Origin of the sequence: Pseudomonas sp. 3HC3 (genome assembly GCF_044904505.1) — a bacterium.
Taxonomy (GTDB): Bacteria; Pseudomonadota; Gammaproteobacteria; order Pseudomonadales; family Pseudomonadaceae; genus Aquipseudomonas; species Aquipseudomonas putida_Y.
In genome coordinates this window covers 20552-39054 of the sequence record NZ_JADDRH010000008.1, presented here as the reverse complement: position 1 = coordinate 39054, position 18503 = coordinate 20552, and the positions used below count along the sequence as shown (strand labels likewise).

Annotated in this window: 14 protein-coding genes; 6 read left to right on the top strand and 8 right to left on the bottom strand. The window is 62.8% G+C overall.

What is annotated here, in order from left to right; translation table 11 throughout:
* Nucleotides 1-7: 7 nt before the first annotated feature.
* On the top strand, nt 8-589 hold the full coding sequence (locus INQ47_RS13630; protein WP_021785363.1) for a DinB family protein: 582 nt from the start codon (nt 8-10) through the stop codon (nt 587-589).
* Nucleotides 590-663: 74 nt separating this feature from the next.
* Here INQ47_RS13630 and INQ47_RS13625 read toward each other — a convergent pair whose 3' ends face one another.
* The 6 genes from INQ47_RS13625 to yegQ form a co-directional block, all read right to left on the bottom strand.
* Nucleotides 664-1662, bottom strand: coding sequence for an alpha/beta fold hydrolase (locus INQ47_RS13625; RefSeq protein ID WP_404701903.1), 999 nt, complete (start codon nt 1660-1662; stop codon nt 664-666).
* 75 nt (nt 1663-1737) lie between these two features.
* Complete coding sequence (locus INQ47_RS13620; RefSeq protein ID WP_010953185.1) at nt 1738-2175, bottom strand: YqaA family protein; 438 nt, start codon at nt 2173-2175, stop codon at nt 1738-1740.
* The gene (locus INQ47_RS13615) at nt 2175-2603 is read right to left on the bottom strand and encodes a DUF411 domain-containing protein (protein WP_176684904.1); all 429 of its coding nucleotides are present in this window, start codon (nt 2601-2603) and stop codon (nt 2175-2177) included. The genes INQ47_RS13620 and INQ47_RS13615 overlap by 1 nt, the downstream gene beginning before the upstream one ends.
* A gap of 14 nt (nt 2604-2617) precedes the next feature.
* Nucleotides 2618-3502: a copper resistance protein B gene (locus INQ47_RS13610; RefSeq protein ID WP_404701902.1), complete on the bottom strand. Its 885-nt coding sequence runs from the start codon at nt 3500-3502 to the stop codon at nt 2618-2620.
* Nucleotides 3495-5192, bottom strand: coding sequence for a copper resistance system multicopper oxidase (locus tag INQ47_RS13605; RefSeq protein WP_404701950.1), 1698 nt, complete (start codon nt 5190-5192; stop codon nt 3495-3497). Before INQ47_RS13605 ends, INQ47_RS13610 begins: the two co-directional genes overlap by 8 nt.
* A gap of 81 nt (nt 5193-5273) precedes the next feature.
* Nucleotides 5274-6608 carry a tRNA 5-hydroxyuridine modification protein YegQ gene (gene yegQ, locus INQ47_RS13600; RefSeq protein WP_021785359.1) on the bottom strand — a complete coding sequence of 445 codons (1335 nt, stop codon included), beginning with the start codon at nt 6606-6608 and terminating at the stop codon, nt 5274-5276.
* Nucleotides 6609-6741: 133 nt separating this feature from the next.
* Between yegQ and INQ47_RS13595 the strand changes: the two genes are divergently transcribed.
* On the top strand, nt 6742-7806 hold the full coding sequence (locus INQ47_RS13595; protein ID WP_392462070.1) for an AI-2E family transporter: 1065 nt from the start codon (nt 6742-6744) through the stop codon (nt 7804-7806).
* Nucleotides 7807-7975: 169 nt separating this feature from the next.
* Here INQ47_RS13595 and phnX read toward each other — a convergent pair whose 3' ends face one another.
* Together phnX and INQ47_RS13585 are read right to left on the bottom strand one after the other, a co-directional pair.
* Nucleotides 7976-8803, bottom strand: a complete 828-nt coding sequence (gene phnX, locus INQ47_RS13590) for a phosphonoacetaldehyde hydrolase (RefSeq protein WP_404701901.1) — start codon at nt 8801-8803, stop codon at nt 7976-7978.
* A gap of 34 nt (nt 8804-8837) precedes the next feature.
* A complete protein-coding gene (locus INQ47_RS13585) occupies nt 8838-9944 on the bottom strand; it encodes a 2-aminoethylphosphonate--pyruvate transaminase (protein ID WP_252458362.1) in 1107 nt (368 codons plus the stop codon).
* Between the two features lie 112 nt (nt 9945-10056).
* On the opposite strand from INQ47_RS13585, the gene INQ47_RS13580 reads away from it, so the two are divergent.
* The 4 genes from INQ47_RS13580 to INQ47_RS13565 all read left to right on the top strand — a co-directional run bounded on the left by INQ47_RS13580 (nt 10057) and on the right by INQ47_RS13565 (nt 18502).
* Nucleotides 10057-10920, top strand: a complete 864-nt coding sequence (locus tag INQ47_RS13580) for a LysR substrate-binding domain-containing protein (protein ID WP_404701900.1) — start codon at nt 10057-10059, stop codon at nt 10918-10920.
* A gap of 200 nt (nt 10921-11120) precedes the next feature.
* Nucleotides 11121-12143, top strand: coding sequence for an AraC family transcriptional regulator (locus INQ47_RS13575; RefSeq protein WP_404701899.1), 1023 nt, complete (start codon nt 11121-11123; stop codon nt 12141-12143).
* Nucleotides 12144-12287: 144 nt separating this feature from the next.
* Nucleotides 12288-16733 (top strand): NEL-type E3 ubiquitin ligase domain-containing protein, encoded by a 4446-nt coding sequence (locus tag INQ47_RS13570; RefSeq protein WP_404701898.1) that lies wholly within the window; start codon nt 12288-12290, stop codon nt 16731-16733.
* A 122-nt stretch (nt 16734-16855) separates the two neighbouring features.
* A complete protein-coding gene (locus INQ47_RS13565; protein ID WP_404701897.1) occupies nt 16856-18502 on the top strand; it encodes an acyl-CoA synthetase in 1647 nt (548 codons plus the stop codon).
* Nucleotide 18503: the final 1 nt, after the last annotated feature.

The following is an 18503-nucleotide window of genomic DNA, read 5'->3' as shown; positions in this document are numbered from 1 at the left end:
GCCGACCATGCAGCCGTTATCGCATCATCTGCTGACCCAGGCCTATAACAATGGCTGGGCCAACCACCGCCTGTACAAGGCCTGCCTGCAACTGACCCAGGACGAGTTCGTCGCCCCGCGTTGCAGCTTCTTCCCGTCGATCAAGGCCACCCTCAACCACTTGCTGACGGTGGATTGGTTTTACCTGCATATGCTGGAGTGCGAGCAGCGCGGCGAGCAGCCCGATACCGACGGCGAACGCTTTTTCGACCCGGAGCAGCCGTTTGCCACCTGTACCGACCTGCATGCCGAGCAGGCCCAGGCTGACCACCGTTTGATCGCCTACTGCCGAGGGCTGAGTGATGGCGACCTGGGCCGCTATGTGAGCGTCGTGCGGCCTGATCGGGTGCAGCGCGAGCAGCGGCTGCGTTTGCTGGCGCATCTGTTCGAACATCAGGTGCATCACCGTGGGCAGGTGCACGCGATGCTCAGTGATACCGCGGTCAGGCCACCTCAGCTGGATGAGTTTTTCTGCGAGGAAGAGGCCGAGTTGCGGGCGGGCGACTTTGCCGAGCTGGGCTGGACAGAAGCGCTGGTCTGGAACGTGTAGAGGAACCCTGTGGCAGCAGCGGGCTTGTGCAAAATTCCAAAGCCTGCGCGCTCCCACAGGGGCCAATCATTGGCTCACTTGCCCAGCCATTCGACCAGGGTGCGATTGAACCGCACCGGTTCCTCGATTTGTGGCGCATGCCCCATGCCTTCGAAGGTGATCAGCTCACCTTTGGGTATCAGCTTGGCCACCTGCGGCCCTAGCTCGGCATATTTGCCCAGCTTGGCCTTCACCTCCGGCGGCGCGATATCGCTGCCGATGGCCGTGGTGTCCTTGTCGCCGATCAGCAGCAGGGTTGGCATCTGCAGGTGCTTGAACTCGTAGTACACCGGCTGGGTAAAGATCATGTCGTAGATCAGTGCCGAGTTCCACGCCACCGCTTCATGCCCGGGCCCTTTGTTCAGGCCCACCAGCATCTGCACCCAGCGTTCGTATTCAGGCTTCCAGCGCCCGACGTAATAGGTTTTGCGTTCATAGGCGCGTACGCCTTCGGCATCCAGCTTGAGCTCGCGGGCATACCACTGGTCCAAGGTGCGGTAGGGCACGCCCAATGCTTTCCAGTCCTCCAGACCGATCGGGTTGACCATTGCCAGGCGTTCCACCTGCTGTGGGTACATCAGCGCATAGCGGGTGGCGAGCATGCCGCCGGTGGAGTGGCCGAGCACAATGGCTTGCTTCACACCCAGCTGTTCGAGCAGGGCATGGGTGTTGTCGGCCAGTTGCTGAAAGCTGTACTGGTAATGCGCCGGTTTGCTTGACGTACAGAAGCCGACCTGGTCGGGCGCGATGACCCGGTAGCCGGCCTTGCTCAAGGCGTCGATGGTGGTTTCCCAGGTGGCGGCGCAGAAGTTCTTGCCGTGCATCAGCACCACGTTGTGGCCGTTGGCCTCGCCCTGGGCGGGCACGTCCATGTAGCCCATCTGCAGGGCCTGGCCCTGGGACTTGAAGTCGAAATGCTTGAGGGGGTGCGGGTAGCTGAAGCCTTCGAGCTGGGGGCCGTAGGTAGGCGACTCGGCAGCGATGGCCGAACTGCCGGCAAGGCAGGTCAGGGCCAGGGCGGTTGCGCGCAGCATGGGGGCACTCCGTGTTGGGCCAGGTAGGAAGGGGCGACTGTAGCAGGCAGTGGACCACGCGAAACCTGAAAGGTGTTACCAGGCGTGAAACCAGCCCAGGGTAATCATCGCGAGCACTGCATAGCGGCCAGCCTTGGCCAGGGTCACCAGCAACAGGAAGCGCCAGAACGGCTCACGCATGATCCCGGCGATCAGCGTAAGCGGGTCGCCGATCACCGGCATCCAGCTGAGCAGCAGCGACCATTGCCCCCAGCGTTGGTAGCGCTGCTGCGCACGCGCCAGCTGGGCAGCGCTGAAAGGGAACCAGCGTTTGTCGCGCAGGTGCTCGATGGCCCGGCCCAGCAGCCAGTTGACCACCGAGCCGAGCACGTTGCCCAGGGTAGCCACCAGCAGCAGGGTCGCCCAGGCCTCGGGCTGGCGCAGCAACAGACCGACCAGCACGGCCTCTGATTGCAGCGGTAGCAGGGTGGCGGCACCAAAGGCGCTGAGAAACAGCGCCCCCAGGCTGAGCATCAGTAGTTGGCGACCACGGTGTCCTGGCCATTCTGGGTCACCCCGATGACCTGGTAGGCGTCCTTGTGGTCACCCATCTCCATGCCGGGCGAGCCCATGGGCATGCCCGGTACCGCCAGGCCCTTGAGGTCGTTGCGCTTGGCCAGCAGGCGCACCTGCTCGGCCGGCACGTGGCCTTCGACAAACTTGCCGTCGATCACCCCGGTGTGGCACGACGCCAGGCGCGGCGCCACGCCCAGGCGTTGCTTGACGGCGCTCATGTTTGGCTCGACGTGGTCATTGACGATAAAGCCGTTGTCACGCAGGTGGCTGATCCAGGCCTTGCAGCAGCCGCAGTTGGGGTCGCGGTAGACGTCGATGGTCTCGGCGGCCTGGGCCAGGCCGGTGACGGCCAGCAGGCTCAGGGTCAGCAGGTGTTTGCGCAGCATGGTGAAGCACTCCTTTAAAAACGCAGGCGGATACCGGCGACCAGGCGGGTCTGCCCCAGGTCTTCGCCGTCTTCGCGGGCCTGGCTGGCACGCGAGCCGTGCAGGCGGTTGAAACTGAGCCCGACGTAGGGGGCGAAGCCGCGCGTGATTTCGTAGCGCAGGCGCAGGCCCACCTCGCTGTCGGCCAGCCCCGCGCCTTGTTCGCGCCCGGCGTCATTGCGCCCGTAGAGGTTGGCCTCCAGGGTCGGCTCCAGTATCCAGCGGTTGGTCAGCAGCATAGCGTAAGCGGCTTCCAGGCGCAGCGCGGTCTGTTGCCGTTCGCCTGCATAGGCGGTGGCTTGCAGCTCCAGGCCATACAACGGTGTGCCCTGGATGCCGAGGGCGGCCCAGGTTTGGCCACTGGCAGGCTTGAAGTCCTGGCGTGCACCGGCCACCAGTTCCCACCACGGGCTCACGGCATGGCCCCACAGCGCCTGCAGCTCGGCCTTGTGGGTCTTGCCCTGTTCGCGTTCGCCTTCGGTGCGCAGCCACAAGCGGTCGATATCGCCGCCGACCCAGGCGGTGGCGCTCCAGTTCAGGGCGTTGCTGCTCTCGAAGTTCTGGTATTCGAGCTTGTCCACGATCACTGCCCAGTTCAGCGCCCGGTCATGCACCTGGTGCCCTGGCAATGGCGGGAAGGCGGCGCGGCGGTCGGCGTCGGTGATGACAGGCAGGGGTGTGCGAGGCTGGCTGAGGGAAGGCTGGCCATGGCTCATGCTTTCGTGGTTCATGGGCATGGCCTGATGGCCCATCTGGCCGTGGTTCGTGTGTTCGAAACCCGCGGCCATCGCCCGTTCACTGGCGAGCAAGGTCAGTAGCGTCACGCCTGCCACGATGCTGCGGTTGCGGGTGTCATTCATCGACGCGTACCTCGCGGAGCATGCCGCTCTCCATGTGGTAGAGCAAGTGGCAGTGGTAGGCCCAGCGGCCCAGCGCGTCGGCGGTCACCCGGTAGGCGCGTCGGCTGCCGGGCGGGATGTCGACGGTGTGCTTGCGCACCAGGAACTGGCCATGCTCGTCTTCCAGGTCGCTCCACATGCCGTGCAGGTGGATGGGGTGGGTCATCATGGTGTCGTTGACCAGGGTGATGCGCACGCGCTCCCCGTAGGTCAGCCGCAGCGGTTCGGCGTCGCTGAACTTGATGCCGTCGAACGACCAGGCGAAGCGCTCCATATGGCCGGTCAGGTGCAGCTCGATGTCGCGCGATGGCGGGCGGCCGTCCGGGTCGGGGTAGGGGCTGCGCAGGTCGGCGTAGGTCAGCACGCGGCGACCGTTGTCACGCAGGCCGATGCCAGGGTCGGCCAGGTTGGGACGCGGTGCCATCGTCTGCATGTCCACCAGCGGGTTGCCGATTTCACTAGCCGGGTGTTGCTGCATGGCCGGCATGGCGGCGTGGCTCATGCCGGCCATCTTGCCGTGGTCCATGCCCGCCATGGCATCCATACTGCCGTGGCCCATGTCGTCCATGCTCAGCACCGGGCGCGGGTCGGGGGCTGGCACCGGTGCCTGCAGCCCGGCCGCACGGGCCAGGGTGCCTCGGGCGAAGCCGGTGCGGTCCATGCTCTGGGCGAACAGGGTGTAGGCGGGTTGGTCGCCCACGGTTACCAGCACGTCGTAGGTCTCTGCCACGGCAATGCGCAGTTCATCCACGCTCACGGGTGTCACCGGCAAACCGTCGGCGGCGATCACCGTCAGCTTCAGCCCAGGGATGCGGAAGTCGAAATAGGTCATGGCTGAGGCGTTGATCAGCCGCAGGCGCACGGTTTCGCCTGGCTGGAACAGGCAGGTGAAGTTGCCTTGCGGTGGTTGGCCGTTGAGCAGGTAGGTGTAGGTGGCGGCGCTGATATCCGCGAGGTCGGTTGGGCTCATGCGCATGCGCGCCCAGGCCGTGCGTTCGGCGACGGTGGGGCTCCAGCCGTTTTCGGCCACGTCATCGATGAAGTCGCCAACCGTGCGCTTGTGGAAGTTGTACGCGTCGGACTGCTTCTTCAGCGTCGCCATCAGGTGTTCCGGCGCCTGGTCTGACCAGTCGCTGAACAGCAGCACATGATCGCGCTGGTAGCGGTGCGTTTCGGGCTCGCGTGGCTCGATCACGATCGCCCCGTATACCCCGGCTTGCTCCTGCAGCCCCGAATGGCTGTGGTACCAGTAGGTGCCGCTCTGGCGCAGGGTGAACTGGTAAAGGTAGTCGCCGCCGGGCTCGATACCAGCGAAGCTCAGACCAGGCACGCCGTCCATGTTGGCCGGCAGGATGATGCCGTGCCAGTGGATCGAGGTGTCCTGCGCCAGTCGGTTGCGCACGCGCAAGGTCACGGTGTCACCTTCGCGCCAGCGCAGCAGTGGGCCGGGCAGGCTGTTGTTGACGGTCAGTGCGGTACGCGGCCGGCCTGTGATGTTGACCGGGGTCTGGCCAATGAACAGCTCGAAATGCTGGCCGGCCAGGTCTCGGCCTTCGGCGGCCTGGGCCAGCGGGCGCCACAGCCCCAAGCCCGCCAGCGTGCTGGCGGCGCCCAGGCCTTTGACAAACGTACGGCGGGAGGGGTTGCGCAACATGGCGTGGCCTCATGCAGAAGAGCCACGATGTTCGCTGCAGCCGGCTGTCAGGTAGCTGAGGTGCACATTACAGTGTTGTCAGCTTGCTGCTTCGTCGATGCGGAGGTCGCGCATCAGCAGGCCGTAGTCGAGGGCAACCTGTTCCGGGATCGGCAGGTACACCACATGGCCATCGCCCGGTGCGACCTCGATGGCGTGCTGCTGGCGGTTGTGCAGGCGGTGCAGGTCGAAGTGGTAGTTACCGCGCGGGGTCATCAGCTCCAGATGGTCGCCCACGGCGAAGCGGTTCTTCACCTTGACCTCGGCGAGGCCGTCGATACGCACGCCGGTCAGCTCGCCAACGAATTGCTGGCGTTCGGACACCGAGTTGCCCCGCTGGTAGTTCTGGTACTCGTCGTGCACGTGGCGGCGCAGGAAACCTTCGGTGTAACCGCGTTGTGCCAAGGATTCGAGGTTACCCATCAGGGCGCGGTCGAATGGCCGCCCGGCCACCGCGTCGTCGATCGCCTGGCGATACGACTGCACCGCGCGGGCACAGTAGAAGTGCGATTTGGTGCGACCCTCGATCTTCAGCGAATGCACACCCATCAAGGCCAGGCGCTCGACGTGCTGGATGGCGCGCAGGTCCTTGGCGTTCATGATGTAGGTGCCGTGTTCATCCTCGAACGCCGGCATTTCAGTGCCGGGGCGGTTGCTTTCCTGCAGCAGGAACACCTGGTCGGTAGGGGCACCCAGGCCCAGGGTGGGCTGCACTTGGCGCACGATGTCACCGGTGGCGTTCTCGGTGGCTGGCGTGGCGTCGTATTTCCAGCGGCAGGCATTGGTGCAGGTGCCCTGGTTGGCGTCACGCTTGTTGAGGTAGCCCGACAGCAGGCAACGGCCGGAATAGGCCATGCACAGGGCGCCGTGCACGAACACTTCCAGCTCCATTCCTGGCACCTGCTGGCGGATTTCTTCGATTTCGTCCAGCGACAGCTCTCGAGACAGGATCACCCGGCTCAGCCCAAGTTGCTGCCAGAACTGCACGCTCGCCCAGTTGACGGTGTTGGCCTGCACTGACAGGTGCACCGGCATCTGCGGGAAGTGCTGGCGCACCAGCATGATCAGGCCGGGGTCGGACATGATCAGCGCGTCCGGCGCCATCTCGATCACGGGTGCCAGGTCTTTGAGGAAGGTCTTGAGCTTGGCATTGTGCGGGGCGATGTTGACCACCACGTAGAAGCGCTTGCCCAAGGCGTGCGCCTCCTCGATCCCCAGTGCCAGGTTGGCGTGATCGAACTCGTTGTTGCGCACCCGCAAGCTGTAACGCGGCTGGCCGGCGTAGACCGCATCGGCGCCGTAGGCAAACGCGTAGCGCATGGTCTTGAGAGTGCCGGCGGGGGCCAGCAGTTCGGGCTTGGCAGTAGGGTTCATGTGCGCACCGGGGCAAAAAGGCGGCGATGCTAGGGGGGATGGACAGGGTGCGTATTGATTTGCGTCAAGTGAGCGCGGCACTTTTGTCCAAGTGCGGTGCACTAATCACTCATAAGCCATGTGAGGAACTGCGATGAACGAAACCGCGCTACAGAATAAAGCCCTGGCAGTACTCTTGGCGCTCGTAACCATTGCCTTTTTCTGGATTCTGCTGCCGTATTACGGCGCAATCTTCTGGGCGGTGATCCTCGGTATCCTGTTCGCCCCGCTGCAGCGTCATTTGCTCATCCGCAGCGGGCGGCGGCGTAACCTTGCTGCGGTCACGTCCACGCTGGTGTGCCTGCTTGTGGCGATCCTGCCGGTGATCATCACCAGCGCCCTGCTGGTACAAGAGGGCGCCACGCTGTACCAGCGCATCGAAAGCGGGCAACTGGACATCGCCGGTTACGTCGAGCGCGGCAAGGACATGCTTCCGGCATTCGCCCAGCGTGGCCTGGACAACATGGGCATGGGTAACCTCGACGGGTTGCGTGACAAGATCACCAAGTGGGCAACCCAGGGTAGCCAGGTATTGGCCAGCCAGGCATTCAGCTTTGGCCAGGGCACATTTGAGTTCCTGGTCAGTTTCGGCATCATGATGTACCTGCTGTTCTTTTTCCTGCGTGATGGCCCGGAAGTCGCGCGCCGGGTGCGCATGGCCGTCCCGCTGCCCGAGCACCAGAAGCGTCGTTTGCAGTTGAAGTTCAATCGTGTGGTGAGGGCGACAGTGAAGGGCAACGTGCTGGTGGCCATTACCCAAGGTGCGTTGGGTGGCTTTATTTTCTGGGTGCTGGATATCCCGAGTGCGTTGGTGTGGGCGGTGCTGATGGCGTTTCTGTCGCTGCTGCCGGCGGTAGGCGCGGGCATCATCTGGGCGCCGGTGGCGGCGTATTTCCTGCTGACCGGGGCGATACTGCCAGGGTTGGTGCTTACTGCGTTCGGGGTGCTGGTGATCGGCCTGGTGGATAATGTGTTGCGGCCCATCCTGGTGGGCAAGGATACGCGGATGCCGGACTACCTGATCCTGGTGTCGACCCTTGGCGGGCTGGCGGTGTTCGGCCTCAACGGCTTCGTGATCGGCCCATTGATCGCGGCGCTGTTCGTCTCCAGCTGGGCGATCTTTGCCGCGACCAAACCGCAGGTGCAATTGCCGCAATAGCTTTCTAGCTCAGGTTTGTCGGCCGTAGGAGCGGGTTTACCCGCGAAGAGGCCGGGCCTGCTGGCCAATCTCCACCCGCCGTTCACCGTTGCTGCCGCCACCGTATTCGCGGGTAAACCCGCTCCTACACAGATTGGTGGCGGACACACATACAGAGAAACCGCAGGGGTCAGAAGGCTTGCGGCATCTCGCCCTTGGCCAGGCGCCGGTTGATGTCGGCAATCACTTCGGGAAGATCGTTGATGGTGTCGATCAGGTAGTGCGGGCGGGAGGCGGCAAACAGGGTATGGATGCGCTGGCGCTCGCTTTCCAGTTTTTCGGCACTCAGCGCGCGGAAGCCTTCCCAGGTCAGGCCCAGGGCATTGCCCGAACAGACCAGTGCCACGGTCCACATGCCGGCACGGCGACCTTCAAGAATGCCTGGCACGGTGTCGTCCACCTTCACGCAGGCCGCTACATCGTCAATCCCCAGCGCAATCACGTTGGCCAAGGCCTGGGCCGGCCATGGGCGGCCGTTCGGGGTTTCATCGGTGGCCACTACATGGTCGGCTACGTAGCCGTTCTGCGCCGCCAGTTCAACCACCTTGTCCATCACCACTTTCGGGTAGCCCGAGCACGAACCGATCTTCAGGCCGTCCTGGCGTAGACCGGTGAGGGTGTCCAGCGCACCGGGGATCAGCGCCGAGTGCACGGCGATCTTCTCGATCTGCAGCGGCATGAAGCGGTTGTAGATGGCGGTGACGTCATCATCGGTCGGGGTACGGCCGAACACCTTGCGGTAGCGCTCGGCAATTTCCGGTACGTCGCACAGGGTGCGGATATGGTCCCATTTACCCATGCCCATCGGGCCTCGGGCTTCCTCGATAGACACCTGCACGTCGAACTCGGCAAAGGCCTCGACAAAGATCTGGGTGGGGGCGAATGAGCCGAAATCGACCACGGTGCCAGCCCAGTCGAGGATGGCGGCTTGCAGTTGGGTGGGGTTGTTGTAGTTCATGTGCGCTAATTCCTGGGTTCGGGTGGGCAAAGCGTCAGATGTCCAGCACTTCCATTTCCCGCAGCACGTCGGCCACGGCATTCACGGCGGCCTGCATGCCGTCCGCCCCGACCACACCGATACAGCCGATGCGGAAGGTTTCGACCTGGGTCAGCTTGCCCGGGTAGAGAATGAATCCCTTGGCCTTGACCCGCTCGTAGAAGTCCTTGAACTGGTAGCGGGCATCGGTGGGGGCGTGGAAGGTGACGATGATCGGCGCCTGGATTTCGGCGGGCAGAAAACTGCGCAGGCCGATGGCTGCCATGCCGTCGAGCAGCGTCTTGCAGTTGTCTGCGTAGCGCTGGTGGCGGGCGGGAAGGCCACCTTCCTCGCTGTATTGCTGCAGTGCTTCATGCAGGGCCGCGACCACGTGGGTAGGCGGGGTGAAGCGCCATTGCCCGGTCTTGGCCATGTAGGCGTGCTGGTCGTGCAGGTCCATGGCCAGCGAGTGGGCATTGCCTTCGGCGGCCGCCAGGGCGTTCTTTTCGGCGAAGACGAAGCCCATGCCGGGTACGCCTTCCAGGCACTTGCCGGAGGCTGCGATCAGCGCTTCGAAGGGGATTTCGCGGGCATCGATCGGCAATGCTCCGAACGAGCTCATGGCATCAATGATCAGGCGCTTGCCATGGCGTTTGATCACCTGGGCGATCTCGGGGAGCGGGTTGAGAATGCCGGTGCTGGTTTCGCAGTGGATCAGCGCCACATGGGTGATGGCCGGGTCTTCGGCCAGCAGCCGGTCGACGTCGGCGGCCGTGGTCGGCTGGTCTTCGGCCGTTTCGAAGGTGCTGTAGGTGCGGCCCAGCACTTTGCAGATCTTTGCCAGGCGCTGGCCGTACGCGCCGTTGATCAGTACCAGAACCTTGCCATCGCGTGGCACCAAGGTGCCGATGGCCGCTTCCACGGCGAAGGTGCCGCTGCCTTGCAGGGGAACGCAGTGGTGGCTGCTGGCGCCGTCGATGATGGCCAGCAGTTGTTCGCAGACGCTGGCAGTCAGTTGGTTGAAGTCACGGTCCCAGGAGCCCCAGTCCACCAGCATGGCTTGGCGGGTGCGGATTGATGTGGTCAAGGGACCTGGGGTCAGCAGAATCGGGGCGTTGCTCATTCCGTTATTCCTCACAAGCGGTGGGCTGAAACTACGGGGCCTAGGTTGCAATTCGCGTTGTCATCAATCAAATTGTTTGTTGTTATCCCAGCTATAAGTCAGGCCGATAAATATGAACCTGTTCCAGCTACGCGCTTTCGACGCCGTGGCCCGTGAGGGCAGCTTTACCCGTGCTGCCGAGCGCCTGTTCATCAGCCAGCCGGCGGTGACCGGGCACGTCAAGGCCCTGGAAGAGCACTACCAGATCACCTTGCTGCGGCGTACCGCACGGCGCGTGGAACTGACCGAGGAGGGCACGCGCCTGGCGGCCATCACCCGCGCCATGTTCGGCCTGGCCGAAGAGGCGCAGGCCATGCTCGAGGCCAACCGCCAGCTGCTGACCGGGCGCCTGGAGGTAGCCGCCGACGGCCCGCACCGGGTCATGCCGATGCTGGCGCTGTTGCGTGAGCGGTACCCTGGCGTCACCGTCAACTTGCGCCTGGGCAATGCACAGGAGACGTTGGCTGCGCTGCTTGGCGAGCATGCCGACGTGGCGGTGCTGACCGAAATCGAGCCGCGCAAGGGGCTGCATCTGCAAACGCTCTGTGAGTCGCGCCTGTGTGCGTTGTTACCTGTGGGGCATGCCTGGGCCAGCGAGCGGGAGGACTTGCCGTTGGCCGCGCTGCACCAGCAGATCATGGTGCTGCGCGAACCCAGCTCCACCACGCGGCGCACCTTCGACAAGGCCTGCCTCAAGGCGGGCGTGCAACCGCGTGTATTGCTGGAACTGGACAGCCGGGAGGCGGTAACCGAGGCAGTGGCCTCGCAACTGGGGATTGGCGTTGTTTCTTCCACTGAAGTGGCCAATGATCCCCGTGTGGTGGCACGACCATTGGCCGGTGAGGGCCTTGTCAACCAACACGTGATCGGCTGCCTGGAGCGCCGTCGGGAACTGCGCCTGATTCAGGCATTCCTGAGTCTGGCAGCGGGGCTATGATGGCTGTTTGCTGCGGGGCACCCTAGGCTCTGTATGAAAAGCCTTGATACTCGGTGATGCTGCGTTGAAAACAGCCTCGGAATGCTCATTTACAACCCGTAAACTCCGCTTCCTCGGCTGTTTTCGCCTTGCCTGACCTTCGTCTCAAGGCTTTTCATACAGACCCTAATATGGCCGGCAATCAGCCGACAGGACCGTCGATGAGCGACAAAGACACCATTTCCATGCAACTGGTGCGCGAAGCGCTGTTGCAGACCTGCCCTGCCGGTGAGCCTGACAGTAGCTTGCTGGCCAGGGCGGGCATCGCCGTTGAACAACTGCACCTGCCAGAGGCAAGGGTCAGTGCCGAATCCTATGCCCGCCTGTGGCGCTTGCTGGCCCGGCGCTGCAACGACGAATTTTTCGCGATGGACCCGCGCGGTTTGTGCAGTGGCAGCCTGGCTTTCATGTGCCGTGCCAGCATGGGCCAACCGACCCTGGGCGCAGGCCTGGAAACCTCGCTGGCATTTCTGTCGCTGATGCTTCAAGACATGCAGCCCAGCCTGGTGCGCCAGGAAGGCCTGGCCGAAATTGTCATCAATGAGCCGCGTGACGAACCGCGCCGTGCGTTCACCTATTTCACGTTCTGGATGATCGTGCATGGCGTGGCTTGCTGGCTGGCCGGGCGGCGCATCCCGATTCTGAGCATCGATCTGCGTTGTGCCGAACCCCCTTTTTGCGACGACTACCGGGTCATGTTTTCGGAGAGCCTGCATTTTGAGCGTCCACGCACACGCATGATCATTGCTTCGCAATGCCTCGACTTGCCCCTGCGCCGCAGCGAGGAGGAACTGCAGCGTTTTCTGGCCGAAGCGCCGGGCAATATCCTGGTCAAGTACCGTGACCCGGCCAGCCTCGGGCGGCGTATCCGCACCGACCTGTTGCGCCTGGCCCCTGAGCAATGGCCCGATGCTGACAGCCTGGCCCGGCAGCTGTGCCTGTCGCCATCGACTCTGCGGCGGCGCCTGGCAGAAGAGGGGCAGAACTACCAGGGCCTGAAGGACAGCGTACGACGGGAGCTGGCGATCGCCTGGCTCAGCCAGGAAGACGTGGCCATGGGCGAGCTTGCCGAGCGTTTGGGGTTTGCCGACAGCAGCTCGTTCTATAAGGCATTTCGCAAGTGGTTCGGCTGCAACCCGGGGCATTATCGGGCATTGATCCAGGCGCGAGGGGTAGGGCACTGAAGGGCGAACGCTTCCCGTTGTAGTGCATTACCGCGCGGGCCCAGAAGGCTTACCGAGCAGGCGCCGATCGAACCCGTTCCCCCTGCATCCTGGTCCGGCATTTGAACAACATGGTTGGCTTCGCCAATAGCTGTGGAACCCACCATGAACATCAACGCTACTGCCCATGACCCATTCATAGGTGCCCGATTACCTGAGTGGCTCAAACGCGCGTCAAGGGGCCAGATCAACACACTGCGCACCACCCTGAACGCGCACCATGCCAACCAGGCACGCTTGAGTGGCCTGACGCTCGAGTTACTGCCGCTCCAGCAGTTTGCCGAGAAACACCTGGCGGCTTTGCTGGATGCACCGTTGCCGGACGGGCAGGTATTTGCCCAGCTCGAATGGCTGCGGGTCGCGCCGCGCTTCGGCACATTGCCAGGTACCTTGCAACAGACATACGCATATAGCCAGACGCGTGAAAATGGGTTACTGCGGCTGATGCGCAACTTTGCTGCGAACACCCGCTACTACGAGGGCACGGGGCTGGTTTTGCCGGGCAGCGATAAACCATTGAATGCATCGCTGGAAGCGTTGATTACGGCCTGTCGTGATCTGGACGTTGGTCAGCGGTATCAGGACGCGTTGCAAAGGATCTTCCAGCCAGCTACCCAGGCGATGCTGGCTGAAGACAAACGTTCGGGGTTGAGGCTGGCGACCGAGCTTGCGGCTTTGCAGGGAAACATAAGCGTCGATGTGCAGCTTGCCTTGCGTGAGGTGGTGGACCACGGTCAGGAGAAGCGACAACAAGGGCTTGAATGCAAACCCATGCTGCTGAGGGCAATAGGGAAACCTGTGGTCGATGGCTTGCTGATCCACCTGCATGACAAGGCGGGAAATGAACGGGGCATCGTACTTTACCTGCCTGGTGATCCCCGGCAGGCATTGCGGTTCTTCGACAATGCCCCCTCCATGAACAATACCGTGGCGATGTTGTTGCAAGATCCGGGTTACTGGCAGTACTTCACGCAGCTCATCAGCCTTGAGCACCGTGCAGGTTTTGTCAGTACCCTTGGCAAGCGCTTGAAAGACAAGGTGGCGGACCTGGAGCTTGAGGGTGAAACACCTGAAGGAGGGATCTTCAGGCAACTGGCGACTCGGCAAGTGCAACGGGTCAAGGAAGATGCCCGGTTGCTGCTGGTACCGACCGCAGACGCTGATAGCCGGGCGGTAAGCGCCAGGCACGCTGAGTGGAAGGCGGCAGGTCTGGACCTGGTCAACCTCGCTGGCCTTTTCATCCCGGCTGTGGGGGGCGTGCTGCTGGGGCAGGTGGTTGCCCAGACTTGCTCTGAAGTGTTCGAAGGGACAAGGGACTGGTCGAAGGGGCACCAACACGAAGCGCTGCAGCATCTGCTGGGGGTCGCCGAAACCTTGGCGGCCACCGCGGCAACGGTGGCGGGTGTCAGTTTTGTGCGCAGTGCGTTTGTCGCTAGCCTGGAGCCGGTAAGCCTGGGGAACGGGCAGGGTCGCCTGTGGCAGTTCAACGCCAGGAATTATCGATCATTGCCGGACCCTATCGATCTGCTCGGAGAGGGACGCAATGGCGAGGCAGGCCGCCGCGGGGTCCGTATCGATGGACGCTACTTCGAAGTGCATCAGCCTGTCGCCGATGGCCCCTATCGCCTGCGCCATGCTGCGAGTGAGGGCGGCTACGGGCCGGTCGTGCTGCACAACGGTGAGCGTGGCTGGCAGTTGATGCGTGAGCAACCACTAAGCTGGCAGGCGCCTGCTCGCATGCTGGATGCATTATGGCCACAGCATCCCCCTGTCGACGCGCATCAGGCCGAGCAGATAATGCGGGTGGCAGGTATCGATGAAGACCTGTTACGCGGCGTTCTCGTGGAGAATCGCCCGGCTCCGGTGAGCCTTGGTCAAACCTTGCGTGCTTTCCAAGCGCATGCGCGCATTCAAACGTTTTTCGAGCGTGTTCGGCTGAAAGCGTTGATGCCATCGGACAGTGAACTGCTGGCCTGGTGTGAATCAAGGCCAGGCGTGGGCGCTGGACTGGAGCAGATGCGGGTGCATGAGGCCGGGTTGCGGCCGCAATTGTTTGCCCACCTGACAGAACAGCCACTTGCAGCAGACCCGCTGAGCATGTTGGTAAAACGGGACTTCCCCGGTTTGCCTTCGGCCTACATAAATGAAGTCACTGGCCAAGCGCATGAGCTTGAGCACCAAATGGCGCGGGTCGAGCGGCGGCTGCCATTGCCGTGCGCGAACAACGCCCGTTCGCTCTTGCGTCTGGCCCGGCTGAGCCGGGGGCTGGCTGGATTGTATCTGAGCACAGCTTACAGTGACGTCACCGGCGAGTTGGCCCTTGCGTTGCTGGATAGCTTCGAACTTGAGCAACTTGATCTCGACTTGCGTGACAGCGGGCTGGAGGGACGGTCTATCAGGCACCTCGGTAGCGGCGGGCAAACCGAGGCAAAAAGAATAGTGGTCCGGCATGAAGGCAGGTTTCTGATCTACAACGGGTCAGGTGTGCCACACGTGCTTATCGCTGACGAGCCTGGATGTATCTTCGAGGCGCTATTTACCACACTTACGTCGGAGCAGCGGGCAGCGATGCAACTGGTGGGCAGTGCGGCGGCGAGCCAACTGCGTGAGAAGCTTCTGGCGCGGTTACCCGCTTCCCATTGGGATATCGCGCGCATGCTCGGCTGGCCAGAGGAGCAGCCCTGGCTCAATCCAGGGCGTCGCATGGATGATGGGCGCGTGGGATACCCGCTAAGTGGCCGCCCTGGCGCTGCACCCAGAGATGAGCGGGTGATCATTCGTGACCAGCTACGGTCGCTTTATCCTGGCCTGGACGAGGCAGCGCTCGATGTGGAGCTGGCGCGAGTGCAGCAAGGCTCGCAGCCAGTCTTCGAGCGCCTGGTAGAACTGCAGGAAGCACATGACCAGCTGGTGCTATACCTGAATCGCTGGGTCGGTGCCGAGTTGCAGGAGGCTCGACGAGCCGCCCGCAGGCTGACGGCCGACAGCATCCTGCGAGCCTGGCGACTGCAGGGCGAGCCTGTTTCGGTCGGCGAAGGGCAAACACAAGGGCAGCGCTTGTCGATGAGTGGTTTGAGTTTGCGCACACTGCCGGCACTACCGCCGCACATCGATTTCCATCGCATTACCCTGCTGAGCGTGAACGACACCCGGATTACTGACATTCCGGCCGACTTCCTTCGCCCGTTCACTGCCTTGACGCACCTGAACCTCAACAGCAACGCGTTGATGCGTCTACCAACAGGCATTGCCCATTTAATGAATCTTCAATCGCTTCGGTTGGCGCATAACGAGATACGCCTCGATGCCCAGGCGATCGGCGTTTTGCATGGTTTGTCCAACCTTGCGCATCTTGATCTCAGTCATAACCGGCTGGAAGCGCTGGACATGAGTTTCCACCAACTTTCTCGGCTGACAAGCCTGAACCTGCGTCATTGTCGCCTGGGCAGCTGGCCGCGTCGCCTGGAACTCTGTGGTCTACTCGAGCGTGCTGACTTGCGCAACAACCAACTACGCGAAGTGCCCATCGAGATCCAGCAGATGCCTTATGCATTTCGGCGCGCCATTCTGATAGAGGACAACCCCTTGTCGGTCATGCAGCAACGAAGGTTGTATGCACTCGATGTGATCGAAGAACACCGGCACTCGCCTGAGCAGATGGGGTCAGTTGACCTGGTCAGGGCCCGTATGCGTTGGGTAGGTCATACGGATGCGACGGTTCAGGCTGAGCGGGAGGGCGTGTGGCGGCGGTTGCTGGAGCAAGCGGGTAGCAGCGGGTTGTTCAGGTTGTTGGCTCGCCTGGAGATGACAGCAGACTACAGCGAAGCGGGTGAAGGGCGGGATGCGTTGGTTGACGGCGTATGGACACTGCTGGGTACGCTGGACGGCGACCCGGTGCTGTGCCGGCGGATCTTTGAGCGGGCCGGCCTGCCGCTGTCATGTTCGGACGCCGTTGCCAGCCATTTCAGTGCACTGCAGTTATTGGTGAGGCAGGCACAGGCCGAAGCAGCCGCAGTCAACCCTGAAAGCAGGGGCGAGTTGCTTGAACTGGGCAGGCAACTGTTCCGGCTGGATCAACTGGAAGGGATAGCCTACCAGGATGGCCGGCAGCGTCTGGCTGCCAGTGAACATGTTGACCATTTGGCATTGGGGCTGGCTTACAGGGTGCAACTTCGTAGCCGGTTGCGGCTGCCCAACCAGCCATATGCCATGCGCTATCCCGATGCTGTCGCGCTGACACAGGCCCAGGTAGAGGATGCATTCCAGCGGGTTACGCGCGCGCAGACCATCGAGGGCTTGACCGATAGCCTGAGCCAGCGCGCGTTCTGGCGCCGTTACCTGAGCCAGCAACATGGCCGAATGTTTGATGCCCTCAGTGCGGACTACATTCAGCGCACGCTTGGGTTGCAGGCTCAACGCCCCGTCTTGACGCCGGCGGCTTTCGAGCAGCGACTAAGCCGGCTGCAGGAACAGCAGGACCTCGATATCGAGCGCCTGGTCGCAGGGCTCACCCAGTCCTACCTGCGTGCAGCCGAGCGCGCAGAGGGGTGATGAGCGGCGGCCAAACCAGTCATCCAGATTGACAGCTTTGGCCATTGCCGCCGCGCATGAGCGGCGCGAACATCGTCGGACCGATGCTTCAACTCCAAAAACAAGAAACCAGGAGTCCGATGATGCGCGATTACGCCGAGGCCGCTCGTACGTTTGACCATGACCAGGCCGTTGTGGCGGCATTGCACGGCAACCTCGAAGCCCTTAATGCCTGTGTCGAATGCTGTGACCGGCATGCCGGTGACGGCAAGCTGGCGCTGATTCATGAAGACCGCGATGGTAACAGCGCGCGCTATAGCTTCGATCAGCTTCAGGTGCAGGCTGCCCGGTTCGCCAATGTGCTAAGGGCGCAGGGGGTAGGCGCCGGAGACCGGGTTGCCGGCTTGATGCCGCGCACCCCCGAACTGCTGGTGACCATCCTTGCTACCTGGCGCCTCGGGGCGGTTTATCAGCCCTTGTTCACGGCGTTCGGCCCCAAGGCCATCGAGCACCGGCTTGAGCAATCCCATGCCCGAGTGGTGGTCACCGATAGCCAGAACCGCGCCAAGCTGGACGATGTGCACGCCTGCCCGACCATCATTACCGTCAAGGCCCGCAGTGGTGAACTGGACTTCCAGCAATGCCTGGAGAACGCAGCGGATGTCTGCGAGCCGGTGATGCGCTCAGGCAACGATCCGTTCCTGCTGATGTTCACCTCTGGAACCACTGGCCCGGCAAAACCCCTGGAAGTGCCACTGCGCGCGATTGTCGCGTTTCAGGGCTACATGCGTGATGCCATCGAGCTGCTGCCTGAGGACAATTTCTGGAACCTGGCCGACCCGGGTTGGGCTTATGGCTTGTATTACGCCGTGACCGGTCCGTTGTCGCTGGGGCATGCCACCACGTTCTACGATGGCCCGTTCAGTGTCGAGAGCTGCGCCAGGGTGATCGACAAGCTGGGTATCACCAACCTGGCCGGCTCGCCCACCGCGTATCGCTTGCTGATTGCGGCGGGCAAAGATTTCTCGGCACCGATCAAGGGCCGCCTGCGGGTGGTCAGCAGTGCTGGCGAACCGCTTAACCCCGAGGTGATCCGCTGGTTCGCCGACGAGCTGGGCGTGACCATTCACGATCACTATGGCCAGACCGAACTGGGTATGGTGCTGTGCAACCACCATGGCTTGCAGCACCCGGTACACCTGGGGTCGGCCGGCTATGCCATCCCCGGCCACCGCATCGTGGTGCTGGACGAGCAGGGCAACGAGCTGCCAGCCGGTCAGCCAGGCATCCTCGCCGTTGACCGCGAGCAGTCGCCGCTGTGCTGGTTCGGTGGTTACCACGGTCTGCCGACCAAAGCTTTCGTCGGCAAGTACTACCTCAGCGGCGACACTGTCGAGCTGAACCTGGATGGCAGCATCAGCTTCGTTGGCCGCAGCGACGACGTGATCACCACCTCGGGTTACCGGGTGGGTCCGTTCGATGTGGAAAGCGCGTTGATCGAGCACCCGGCGGTGATCGAGGCAGCGGTGATCGGCAAGCCAGACCCGGAGCGCACCGAGCTGATCAAGGCGTTCGTGGTATTGGCCAGTGGCTATGCCGGCAGCGTCGAGCTGGAAGAAACCTTGCGCCAGCACGTGCGCCAGCGCCTCTACGCGCATGCCTACCCCAGGGAAATCGAATTCGTCAGCGAGCTGCCCAAGACCCCGAGCGGCAAGCTGCAACGCTTCATCCTGCGCAACCAGGAAGTCGCCAAACAACAAGCGCAACAGGCCACCCCTGTCAGCGTCTGAA